This window comes from Flectobacillus rivi (assembly GCF_030056655.1).
Lineage (GTDB): Bacteria > Bacteroidota > Bacteroidia > Cytophagales > Spirosomataceae > Flectobacillus > Flectobacillus rivi.
Map to the genome: position 1 here is coordinate 14907 of NZ_JASHIE010000006.1, position 12441 is coordinate 27347.

Annotated in this window: 11 protein-coding genes; 6 read left to right on the top strand and 5 right to left on the bottom strand. The window is 33.6% G+C overall.

Annotation, left to right across the window (positions count from 1 at the left end):
* The first annotated feature begins 36 nt into the window (after window positions 1-36).
* Window positions 37-207, top strand: a complete 171-nt coding sequence (locus QM481_RS09670; protein WP_283381594.1) for a hypothetical protein — start codon at window positions 37-39, stop codon at window positions 205-207.
* Window positions 208-289: 82 nt separating this feature from the next.
* Here the strand turns inward: QM481_RS09670 and QM481_RS09675 are convergent, their stop codons facing one another.
* On the bottom strand, window positions 290-577 hold the full coding sequence (locus QM481_RS09675) for a hypothetical protein (protein ID WP_283381595.1): 288 nt from the start codon (window positions 575-577) through the stop codon (window positions 290-292).
* A gap of 202 nt (window positions 578-779) precedes the next feature.
* Here QM481_RS09675 and QM481_RS09680 point away from each other — a divergent pair, with 202 nt between their 5' ends.
* Together QM481_RS09680 and QM481_RS09685 are read left to right on the top strand one after the other, a co-directional pair.
* Window positions 780-2021, top strand: coding sequence for a sensor histidine kinase (locus tag QM481_RS09680; protein ID WP_283381596.1), 1242 nt, complete (start codon window positions 780-782; stop codon window positions 2019-2021).
* 48 nt (window positions 2022-2069) lie between these two features.
* On the top strand, window positions 2070-2768 hold the full coding sequence (locus tag QM481_RS09685) for a response regulator transcription factor (protein WP_283381597.1): 699 nt from the start codon (window positions 2070-2072) through the stop codon (window positions 2766-2768).
* A 407-nt stretch (window positions 2769-3175) separates the two neighbouring features.
* Here the strand turns inward: QM481_RS09685 and QM481_RS09690 are convergent, their stop codons facing one another.
* Window positions 3176-4255, bottom strand: coding sequence for an acyltransferase family protein (locus QM481_RS09690; RefSeq protein WP_283381598.1), 1080 nt, complete (start codon window positions 4253-4255; stop codon window positions 3176-3178).
* A gap of 555 nt (window positions 4256-4810) precedes the next feature.
* Here QM481_RS09690 and QM481_RS09695 point away from each other — a divergent pair.
* Complete coding sequence (locus QM481_RS09695; RefSeq protein WP_283381599.1) at window positions 4811-5311, top strand: hypothetical protein; 501 nt, start codon at window positions 4811-4813, stop codon at window positions 5309-5311.
* Window positions 5287-5949 carry a transposase gene (locus tag QM481_RS09700; RefSeq protein ID WP_283381600.1) on the top strand — a complete coding sequence of 221 codons (663 nt, stop codon included), beginning with the start codon at window positions 5287-5289 and terminating at the stop codon, window positions 5947-5949. Before QM481_RS09695 ends, QM481_RS09700 begins: the two co-directional genes overlap by 25 nt.
* Before the next feature lie 165 nt (window positions 5950-6114).
* Here the strand turns inward: QM481_RS09700 and QM481_RS09705 are convergent, their stop codons facing one another.
* The 3 genes from QM481_RS09705 to QM481_RS09715 form a co-directional block, all read right to left on the bottom strand.
* Window positions 6115-7098, bottom strand: coding sequence for a formylglycine-generating enzyme family protein (locus tag QM481_RS09705; protein ID WP_283381601.1), 984 nt, complete (start codon window positions 7096-7098; stop codon window positions 6115-6117).
* Between the two features lie 326 nt (window positions 7099-7424).
* Window positions 7425-8408, bottom strand: a complete 984-nt coding sequence (locus QM481_RS09710) for a caspase family protein (protein ID WP_283381602.1) — start codon at window positions 8406-8408, stop codon at window positions 7425-7427.
* Between the two features lie 97 nt (window positions 8409-8505).
* Window positions 8506-9240, bottom strand: a complete 735-nt coding sequence (locus QM481_RS09715) for a hypothetical protein (RefSeq protein WP_283381603.1) — start codon at window positions 9238-9240, stop codon at window positions 8506-8508.
* A 2700-nt stretch (window positions 9241-11940) separates the two neighbouring features.
* On the opposite strand from QM481_RS09715, the gene QM481_RS09720 reads away from it, so the two are divergent.
* Window positions 11941-12300 (top strand): hypothetical protein, encoded by a 360-nt coding sequence (locus QM481_RS09720; RefSeq protein WP_283381604.1) that lies wholly within the window; start codon window positions 11941-11943, stop codon window positions 12298-12300.
* Window positions 12301-12441: the final 141 nt, after the last annotated feature.

Below are 12441 nucleotides of genomic sequence, written 5' to 3' on the forward strand. Positions count from 1 at the left end.
AGGTTTAAGTATTGTCTTTAAAATAAAATTGCACTAGTGGCACCCCTTGCAGTTGCCATGTTGAGTTGGGCAACCGTAAGGGGTGCCGCTACGACAAAATTAAATCCTTTGTACAGCCCTAATTACTACAACTACAATCGTCAAAAGCCTCGAAAACTTTTGGTACTCCCTGTATCTGAAATCAAAAATCCAATTTCCTTAGCATGAAGTGGAGGGAATTAATGAGCCAAAATATTAGTAATCATAAAATTACGCTCAATACTCATCACTCACAATTCAGCACTTATTCTTAGCACCCTGGCTTATCCAAAGTAAAATATGGAGATGTCCAGATTGCTACTTTATTAGAATTTTTAGCATCAGACTTTACTTTGTTATCTTGTGCTTCTTTTTTCTCAGCAGAGGCTGATTTTTTATCGTGGTCTTTGCAGTTCTCAGTTTTAGCTGATTTTGCACAAGCCGACTTATCACATTTTGATTTGTCGCATTTCGACTTATCACATTTTCCACCCGGACACGCCAAAGATGCCGCTACAATACCAAGTGTCAAGAATCCTGAAATAATTGCTTTTTTCATGTTGAATTTGTTTAATTTAATGGAACGAATAGCGCAAAATATCGAAGCATAAAGAGGTTTATTGAATACGATAATTTTTGCACTGTTGACCTTACAAAATTACAATCTTCTGTTGGCTTCTTGCTGTCATTCAAGTGTTATTGACTTGTTATAGAGTTGTTAAAACCACCCTGTTTAATAAGAAGCTCTTTATCTTTACGACATGAAAATTCAGCATAAAAATATCCCTTACATTCTGATTGCGTCGACTTTAGGCGTAATTGCCTTGGTGATTATCCAGATTATATGGATGCGTCACTCATGGCGATTATCAGAAGAGATATTTAACCAAAGGGTTACATCAGCACTTTGCTCCACCATCAAATCATATAAAGATGGCGCTTATTGTAATGATGGAAAATGTGCAGTAGTGGATATGTCGGGCGAAACACTTATTTCCAATATTTCAGAGTTGCCACATGATATTGTGAATACCAAAGATTTCCGAGAAACTTTAGATAAAAACCTAGCCAATTATCAGGTTTTTTTACCTTATCAAATTAGCCTTTCTAACAATAGTTTCTGTGCTACTGATGTATTTCAAACGGCAATTTCTTTCAAAAATCATCATGGCAATGAGTCATATCTGAGAGTTACTTTTCCCACTAAAGAACGCTATATATTGGGCGGAATGACCTTTATGGTGCTAGCTACCCTTTTTATTGTTGGGTTTATTACCGTAGTGTTGTTGATGGTCAACTGGTCGTTGATGAAGCAAAAACTGTTGCTTCAAACCAATGTGGATTTTTTCAACAATATGGCACATGAGTTTCGTACACCATTGAGTAGTATTGGTTTAGCAGTAAATCGCTTGACTAAGAAGCATGAAGATTTACGAGAAAACCCATTTTTAGCAGTTATCAAAAGAGAAAATACTCAACTATTGCAAGAAGTTGAACGTGTGTTACATCTAGCCAAAATCGAAAATGGAGAGTATATTTTGGAGAAAGAAAAGTTAAGTATAGAATCTCTCATTCGTGCTTCGATAGACAGTTTGTCGATGTCGATTTCAGAAAAAAATGCTCAAATTCTTTTGGAGGGATTTAGCACAGATATGTGTGTGATAGGAGATAGGCAGCACCTCGTGAACACCTTTCGTAATTTGATTGAAAATGCCTTGAAATACAATGAAAACACACCCGAAATTCGTATTTCGGCAAAATTACTATCGCAAGAAATCGTTATTTCGTTTGAAGATAACGGCATTGGTATTCCTGTTAGCCAGCGGAGTTTGATATTTGAGAAATTTCAGCGAGTTCATCAAACTACCCATGCTTTCAAAGGATTTGGACTAGGTTTGGCTTATGTCAAAAATATGCTTGAACTCCATAAAGGCAATATTCAAGTAAAAAGCGAAGATAAAAAAGGAAGTTGTTTTGAGGTATATCTACCTTTGAGCATATAAGAATTTCAACCTCCTTAAATCGTTGAATGTAAGGGTAACCACTTATTTATGAGCAATATTTTACACAAAATACTTTTGATTGAAGACGACCTCAGCATGGGTTTCCTATTGACCGAATTTTTGGAAGACCAAGGGTTTGAAGTCAAGCTATGTCGAGATGGAGAAAGTGGTTATAATGCGCTCAAAAGACAACCTTATGATGTTTGTTTGCTCGATGTTATGATGCCTAAAATGGATGGCTTTACATTGGCGACTCATTGTAAAGAACTCAATCCAGCTATGCCATTTTTGTTTATTACGGCTCGTTCATTAAAAGAAGATAAGCTAAAAGGTTTTGAACTAGGAGCGGAGGATTACATTACAAAACCATTTGATGAGGATGAGTTACTTTGTCGTATCAAAGTATTATTACGTCGTCAGCCACAACAGTTGCCAGCGCCACAAGTACAGAAATTTACGATTGGTACCTACGTTTTTGATTATTCCAGACAAGAACTATGCTATCAAGATGAAACATGGCGATTGACCGAAACAGAAAGTGAAGTTTTAAAATTACTTTGTCAGAACCAAAATCAGATTTTAAAAAGAGAAGATGCTGTAGAAAAAATTTACGGCAAAAAAGACTATTTTCTGGGTAGAAGTTTTGATGTATTTATATCAAAGTTAAGGAAAATGCTACAAAACGACCCTCGAATTAGTATCGATAATGTTTTTAAAGTAGGCTTTATATTGAATGTACAAAGTTGATATTTTATTCCTGTAATTGGATTTGTAGAGCAGGTAAATGACTTAAAGACATTTAATTACCTGACTTTATATGATTGCTTAATCTATGCACTTTAAATTTATCCTCCTCAAAAGTGTAAATAATGGTATCGTTCAGGTCTTTTTTATCATGTTTATGATAAAAAAGTGATTCTACTACGGTCAAGTTACTGTTGTCTTGACTGATAAAATAATCAAAGTTACGACTTGAGTAGCCATCTCCTGTACTCGTCGCCCAATGATCGCCTAATTTATGTACTTTGTCATTGGCGGTACAATATATCTGTGCTCTTAGTCAAGTGATAGACCTGCACCTTCTTTTGAGAATTGTTTTAAACCATTAAAAAAAAAGCGCAAGCCAAAGACTTGCGCTAGTGATATATTTTTACTTAGAGACCGCTAAATTTATTTTTAAACTTTAGGGCTTGCTTCTCCACAAGATGCCAAGATAAAATTGACAAAGGGAGAACAATAACAAAAGATAAGACCTGAAGCTCAAATACAGTAGATTTATTTTTGGTTAAAAATACGAGCATTTGCTGTATCGGAAAACCATATATGTAAATACCATAAGAAAAGTCTCCATACTTCCCAAAGTTGTTTAGTTTTCCTTTAAGATTTCCTAAATAAAAAATTACATAAGGAAGTAAACTATAAATCATCATTCTTGTTATTATTTGATTATCAAAATAAACATTGACTGCAAACACCAAAAGAATGGATAAAAATATATTGAACTGAAAACGTATTTTTTCTCTAAATTGGTGAGCCAACATACCTCCTAGGAAAAAGCATGAAAATTCAATTACATACCAGATTTTAAGCCTAAAAAATGGGATATACCAGGATGAAATAATCGATTCAAAATAGGTTGGATAAAAAACACAAATAACAATAGAAAACATCCATACAACCAAATTGAAGCTTCTTTTATCAAGTAATTTAATTGCGCCTAATATCATAACACCTATATACATTGAAAATTCATAAGGCAAGGTCCAAAGAGATCCAAGAAGTTGTGCTTGGTTATTTTCAAAAAATACTCCGGGTAAAACACCATTAAGTCTATAAATGGTAACGGACCGCATCATCTGGTACGTTTGAGTATTAGTAAAATAGTCTTTGATTGTATAAACACTAAAGATTGGGCCAAAAATAAAAATCATAAATAGAACTAGTACAAAAAGACCAGGGATGATTCGAAGAAATCTTTTCCACAGATAATCAAGATAAGATTTTTTACGTTCAAAACTTTGAAGAATCAAATAGCCGCTTATCAGAAAGAAAATTCTAACTCCAAAGAACGAAAAAGGGTAGCGTGCTCCTATTAATTGACCAAGAAAATCATTACCATCCTCAATTCCTTTAAGTGCATAGGCATGAGTTATAATAACAAAAGACGCAGCCAAGAATCGAATAAAATCATAGTTGTTTTTAAAGTTGTGTAATTGAGTAATTTGTTTGTTCATTGTTTATATATATTTATTTACTAAGCTATTGTATGAGTTCTGTTGGGTATTAATACTATTTAATATGAATGAAATTTTTTGTCTAGTATTTATTATAAATCCAGATACAGAGTATAAAGTTAGATTAATTTCTATCATTGTAGTTTGGAAGACGTAATACCATATTTTCAGCAAAAAGAAAGCATATTTTTCGTTAAAATAAGGCTAAAAGATGGAAAAATCCTAATTTGGAAGGTTTTTTAATAGATAGTTTAATCAACAATTTTAAAACGTTAGGAGGAAAAAGCACAAGTTCAAGACTTGCGCTAGAAGGGTAAAAATCCTGGCTATATGCCAATATTTTTGTTGCTTAAAAGGCTTACATCTTCAACGTGGGTTTTATTCTCTGTATTCGAATATAGTTCAGCAACGGTATTTCCATTATCATAAAATATATTATTTACGTTAAATAAGTTTGTAACTATATAATATTCAAATATTTATAGAATAAAGTATGTTTGTGTCCTGATTACTGGACAAAATGAATAAAAGCGAGAAAAAAGTTGTTGAGAATGTGTGAAAACCCAACAACAACTTTTAGTCTCGCTTTTGGACAAATTTAAGACTGATTTACCTAAAAGCCAACAAACATTGTTAAAAACCTTGCTTGTTATTATTTGTAGTATCATTGTTAAAGAAAACGTAAATCTCAACAAACTTAAAAATCAAGTTGGTGTGATTACGGATAAGAAAGATACCTTAGCTAATTCTCATTACCGTCGTCTAACTCGTTTTTTTGATACTCCATTTTGTAAGTATCAACTTTGGAAAATGATTCTTAAAACGGTAATACAGCAAGTAATTTCTACTTTTGACAAGCGTAGTATGTCGAAGTATTTACTACTTGATGGTACTTCTTGGGAGTTTGGAAAAATCAAGTTTCATTTTTTTACATTAAGTGTTGTTTATAGAGGAATTAGTCTGCCTATTTTCTTTATAAACTTAGCTAAAAAGGGTGCTCTAATCATTTGGAGCGTAAGCGCTTTCTTCAAATGGCTAATTGTTTATATCCCTTAAAGGAGATGACTTTAATAGCAGACCGAGAATATGTGGGTCGTCAATGGTTTAATGACTTAATCGAAAAATTTGAACTCAACTTTGTTATTCGAATTTCAGAAACAGATTATAAACTAGATCTTCAATGTCAAGGCAAGTCATATGCTCAATTACTTAAAAAAGCTAAAAAAGGGAAACTTGTTGAGCAAACACTTACCCTAGGAAATCAAACGTTAAGAATAGTTGCCACAAAAAATCAAACACCTGAAAATCAGGGCGACTCTTTAATCATTCTTATAACAAATTTGTCTCTGAAAAGACAAAAAAATCTCGCTGTCTATAAGCTTAGGTGGCAAATTGAGTGCCTTTTTAAATGTCTCAAAAGCAACGGCTTTAATTTAGAAATGATAGCTTTCAAAGACCATAAAAAGATTCGGTTGTTATTTTGCATTGTTATTGCCTGTTACGTTTTATGTGTCAGGGAAGGACTCAAAAACTTTAAACAAATCACTGTCAGACAAAAAGCTAATACCAAATATGAATCTATTTTTAGAAAGGGATATAGCCTAATTTCTAAACATTGTCAACAATTGGTACTTTTACTAGAATGGTGCCTTGAAAAATATAACACCAATAAAATTAGACCTAAACCCCAATAAAACAATTTTGTCCAGTAATCAGACTTAATACATAATTCACATTAAATTATCAAAATTTGAGGTATTTGTATATCTCTAGAAATCGATGATGATTTTTGATCATAACAAATAAACCGTGATAAAGTCTAATAGCGGTGAAATATTTTTAAGTTCTATTTCTCCTAACTATAGAGACGATGCTACTCTAAAACCACAGTTGCTAACCCTATTAGTTGGATCTCTGTTAAGTCTATAGGTTATTCTACTATCCTGAGTATTGTCAAACCAACTACCACCTCGTAATACTCGATTAACACCAGCACTAGCTCCTGTTGGATTTGTTTGATTTGTGGCGGTGTAGGTTCCGTACAAATCCTGACACCATTCCCACACATTTCCTGTCATATCGTAGATGCCAATTTCATTAGTTAATTTTTGTGCTAGAGGATGCGTTATATTGCCGCTGTTTGAACCGTACCAGGCAATGTTACCTATGGTGTTACTACCTGAATAAGTATATCCTTTACTTAATTTTCCCCCTCGTGCGGCAAATTCCCACTCTGCTTCTGTAGGTAATCTGTATGCTTTACCAGTTTGATTACTGAGCCAATTACAATAAGCTACAGCATCGTTCCAGCTTACGTGAATAACTGGATGTGTGTAATCGGCCGTAGGTCTTATGTTACCTGCTACGTCACAACGCCAATTTATTCCATTTTTATATGGCCAAAGATTGCCATCATAAACATAACTTCCCCCATTTTTCTCTGCATCTGTTTGGTAACCAGTAGCATCTATAAATTTTTTGAAATCAGATACAGATACTTCATATTGACCAATGTTAAAGGTATTCAAGGTTACATTATGGATAGGTTGTTCATCAGATTGCCCTGTAGTACTTCCCATTTGAAAAGTTCCCCCTTCTACTTGCACCATTGCTACCACTAAAGAATTAGGAGTAGTGTAGTTATAACTTGTTGTTAATGAGTAATTAGAGCCACATCTATCGGTAACTTGAGCAATAATAGTGAATGTGCCATCAGTTGTAAGTGTCGAACTGGTCAGTGAAAAAGGGCTTATATTCGTACTACTTTTATAATACTCAGTGCCATTTTTACTAATTTGCCAGACGACACTCGTGATATCACTCACCGTACCAACTAAACTCATATTAACATTAAGAGGCGTGGAGCTTGATGCGGATGCACTTGTTGCTCTACTACAAGTTTTAAGTGTTTTAGTGGTTTCTATTGCTTCTAAACTACAATTTGTAGTAAACAATAAGAAACTTATGTATAGAGATAATAGTTGTATTTTCATTTTAAATTAATTTTTGTTTTGAAGATCCAATACTGCTTTCGAAGTATGGATTTTGGAACGTATTTATCATAATTATGCAATGCGAATATTAGGTCTTGCAAATGGGCTAAGACTTATTAGTAATTCTTCATCAGTAGCAAAGCATGAATAGATCGCTTTATCATTTGATTTGTATCTTAAAAAGTTATTTCCTCTGTTAGTTTATCATTGATTTCTGGCTCTTGATGCGAGCCTGACAATTCAACAATTTTGGTTCGTACCCTTCTGAATACTTCAGAGATTGTCTTTCCTCTGCCTAGTGCCGAGGCCAATTCTTTAGCGAAAATGCCATCATTGGCAGCTGTTTGATTTGCTTGAGTTGCATTAACAATGTAGGTACCTACTCCCTTAGCAACACTTACTCCCATAATAGGGCTAAAGCCACGAAGATCATCTCCTCGTGAATCTGCGGATAACACAGGAAATGCTTCGTTTCTACAAGCATCTAACACAATTATTTTGCATTTTGGATTACTTTCTTCAAGCTTATTAATAATGTATTGAATTTCTACAGCACGAGGTGCAATGTCTGTTCTTGTTCTGAATTTTGCATCTACGGGAACTAGATAGTTTTTTCCACTATTTTGAATGCCATGTCCGGCATAATAGAAAAAAATCATATCAGCATGGTGTGCTTCTGCTACAAAATTGTCTAAGGAATCTAGTAAGCCAATTCTCGATAAATTACTTACAGAATGAATGGTGAAGTCAAGCTTTTTTAAACTTGTTGCAATGGCATTGATGTCCTCTAAAGGTCTATTATTTAACGAGAGTGTGTTAATATAATCAGAATTTCCAAGTAAGAAGGCAAAACGTTTAACAGCTTTGTAGCGTACGATTTTTAATAATGGTGTTTGTACCACTCTTCTTCCTTTTCTAACAGAAATGTAGACTTCATGGTCTTTTTCTAAAGAAAGCTGAGCCGAAAAAGTTAGCTCATTGTTTTTACAGTTGGCATTAGACAGGACAAAACTCTCGCCATCTACAAATAGCGTAAAATCACTCTTGTCTAAATTAGCATCAGACTCTGCTTTACAATGGAAAGTTAGTATTGTCTGATTAGTTTGATATACCCCACTAGAAGATACTTGAGAAGGTTCTGTCCAGCGAACTTCTTTCAAATTAATGGTATTTAAGCTTAATTGAGCGAACGAAGATGCGTGCAAGAAACAAAGGATGGTAATTAAAAGTAGTACAGACTGTCTCATATATAGATAACTAAAATTTATAGGTTAATGATATACCTGTTTGGTGGGATGAAGGCTGAAAGCTTAAGCCTTTCTCCTTTACTTTTACCTTTGTTGCTAATAAGAAAACTTCATACCCAAATGAGAGGGCAGAACCAATTACTAGTGCATTTAATAATCCTGTTTGACGAGCGGCTTGTGCATCTACAGCAGCAGCAGTCCATTTATCTAAATCACTCTTTGACAAAAACTCGTTGTTCACACTAGTATCTAGTGATTTGAGAATAGCCAATTTTGAATTGAAGTTGCTCTTAATTGAGTTTGCCATAACTGCTGTAGCAACCCCAATTACTCCAACAGCTATTTTCAAGCCTATGGGATGTGGTTTAAAGGATAACTCTTCTGCTCTTGTAGACGTAGCAATTACTTTCTCTTTTTTAGGAGGGTTTACTACCACTTCTTTCTTAGGGGGAGTAAGTACTTCTATTAATGGGCATAATTTTAATGAGACAATAATCTTGAAATCCCCATCCACAAAAAAATCATCTACTTTATAGTCCCATATAATATTATTTGTTCCGGTACTTAACTGAGTTATTTTACCTATTAGAGTATGAGGTATTGTTTTTGTGTTGGTTTCAATAGCAATTACTTCCAATGCTTGAATATCATAGCAGTTGTTTGTACTAAATGGAACAAAAAAAGAAATTTTTATTTTTCCATTTTCTACTATAGCGCTATTGGCTTCTACTCTAAGTTGAGCCATTAAGGAGTTCGAGTTTGCTACGAATATGCAAAATGCAAAGAGTAGCCATTTGGGTATTTGTTTTATCATGGTTGTGAAAAATGTTTAAATCAAAATGCTAGTCAATGATTTATAGGATTTTATTAAATCTTAGTTCTTATATCAAGAGAGTATCTTCCGAAGATTCTTTATACTATTACTGAATTTGACTCGTAATGAACCCTTATTATCATTGGGATAACGTAGATAAATTGTTTGCCAAGCAAGGTCTTCAATAAGTTTTATCTTTAACAAATCATCACAAGTTGTCGATAGTTTATTTATGTTCATGAGCAAATCTTTGTAATATAAAATCATTTCTGCCTCAGCAGCTCTTGCTGTATATTGTTCATGAATTACCATATCAAGTCTATCATTGTATTTAGTAGCACTTTTTCCAGTGATCATCCCGTTTCCATTCCAAATTTTGCTTTATCTATGAGATAATCATTCCGTCCGTTTCTAATGTTCTTTTTTCTAGACGATTCTCTTTTATTCGGAGAAATAAATCTAAAATAACGTCCTGATATAAATCAAAGGCTAGGTTTTATCTCCTTTCAATTCATACTGATGACTAGTATAAACTAACTTGTAAATGTAGTCAAAAACCCAAGATTCACCTTTCTTAATTCCTGAGTAAAGGTCAAGTGTTCGTACTTGCCTTCGTTGAGTAACAGATTATTTCAAAGTAATTGAAATAGTTGAAGGGTTCTGTATTATTTTACGAGCAAATGAATCGAGACACATTATAAGTACAAAGAAGCTGTTTAAACTTTCAATAAAATGCTATTCTTTGATTAATTTTTAGCCGTACTTTTAACTAGATGTTCCCATTTTAAAACAAAAAGTAACTGCTGCGGCGGTCGCAAAAAATTCAAGAATTGCGTTCCACATCGTTGCGCTCAAATAGTATTACATTATGCTGCGTATAGAGTAACAACAAACAGGTATGGAAAAATAGTTACGCATTATGTGTGGTATGCTTTATTGGATAAAAAGGTTTTTGATGAGCCTTTTTAAATTTGAATAGGTAGAATTTCCAATCGTCAAACCACACTGATAGCAGTGGAGAAAAACTCTTGTGCTTCTTTGTATTTGAAAGTCTTCAATAACACTACTTCTTTTGATAATGTGCCAATGCGAAATTTTCATTTTCTCGGATCATATTTTTAAAATACCTTATCTTCTGTTTATTCTCTCATTTATCGACTCCCAAATCATACCACTCTTGAGCTGTTTGACGATAACTTATGGGGGTACCTAGAACACTTAATATGAGGCACGTAGGAGTTGTTAAAACTTAAATAAAAATGTTTGTAAGTTTTCAGAGCGTTAGATGCCAAGAGTATGTTGTGATTCAACTACTTGAGAGAGCATAGATATACATATTCGTAGGCAGTTTGTTTGTAATTATTTACTTATGAATACTATTTTTGACAAAACCTTAACAGTCTAATAGGATAAATATTAAAATACTGACCCTAAAATTAAGCTAATTAGCCTATATTTTGGGAGGAAATTTATTTTTCGGTAGAATTTTTTTCTTTTGTTCTAGCTAAGATTTTTTTCGGCTGCTTGAAATAGACTGGCGGTATCGTGGCCCAACTTGAGAAGATATATTTTAACTTCTTCTTATTATTTAAAATTTTCATACAATAATCTCAATTGGAAACCCCAAGAACCCACTAGCAGGAGCTAGTGTTATTCACACTTACCAATATGTCCAGTTTTTAACTGAAACCTCGTAGTCGCTACCTCGAGGTAGCATCAAATACAGTTTATGAGTGCTATAACAACTGAATGAAGTTTTCGTTCTTGGTTCATGATATGAGTTATTCCTTAACAGCCATGTAACCATAAACGGAAGCTAAAAATGATTTTACTTAGAATAAAAATGAAGCTATGATTCAGAGGAAAATTACATAAGAGCTATTGTTTAGAATTAATCATTTTCCCGTAACTGCTATTCTTAGTACTCGACAGGTAGGCAAAATAACGCTTGTCAAACACTTAAAGAGACCTTACCTCGCCCAAGTTTTTACTTTGATTTAGAGATTCCCTCCGATTTTATTAAGTTTTCAACAGACCCTGAATTGTTCTTGAAAAGTCTGCAAGATAAAATGGTCATACTTGATCAAATCCATCGTCATACACATTAAACAATAGGTACAAATATGAATTCCATCTGGTCGTAGTTAAGTCAAAGAGTTATTTGCACCTACAAAAAGATTCAGTTAAAAACTGAATCTTTTTGTAGTCATTACTGCTGATGTAGAAATCAAATGCCAGTAGCTACTTAGCAGGCACCAATACGAGTAAATAAGTATCCCCGCTAGTGTTGGCTTCTAAGTAAGCCAGCACTAGCCATTTCCAAGGATTCTAATTTCATTAGTCAAAGAATTAATTTTATCCTAGATCGTGGCTCAAAGGTGAAGTTTTGAAACTTTAGTAAGAAAAAGCAAAAGTCTTAGACTTGCGCTAGTGGAGCCTTATTTCAAAATTTTGTAACCTGAAAGACTTATAGATTCAACCAATAGTCATAGTGAGTGTCATTCTCAATATTCAAACATAGTTGGGCAATTGTAGTTCTACTATTTTATTAAATAAGTTTATAACTATATAATATTCAAATATTTATAAAATAAAGTATATTTGTGTCGACTAAACATTAATTTTTACACTATGAAAAACTACCTACGCTTAGCAAGTCTACTCTTCATTTTTTCAATGAATGCTTGTACTGATGACACCTCCAATGCATTACCAACCGACACGTGTTTCAAGAAAGACGCAATTGCTGAACTTCCTTGGCTTAAAAGTGTGGTTTCAGACTTTCAAAAACCTAAAAGTGGTCCATTAGAAGTGGTACTTTACACTTACAAAAACCAGTACTTTATAGGTGTGATTAATCCTTTGGTTTCATCACCAGCTTCGTATATTTATAATTGCAGCGGTGAAAGTATTGGCAAACTTAATATCGGATATAACCAGTTTACGGCAGAGGCTCGCACGATAGATGTCCTGTTGAAAGGAACATATTAAGAAAAACATCCGCTAGTGCTGGCTTCTAGTCCAGTACTAGCGGATATTAAGGCATTAATGTAAGAATGAATCTTATCTGTTGTCACAGTCTAAGGGATTAGTACTAAATAAAGACTCAAAATTAAAGTTTTGAAACTTTAG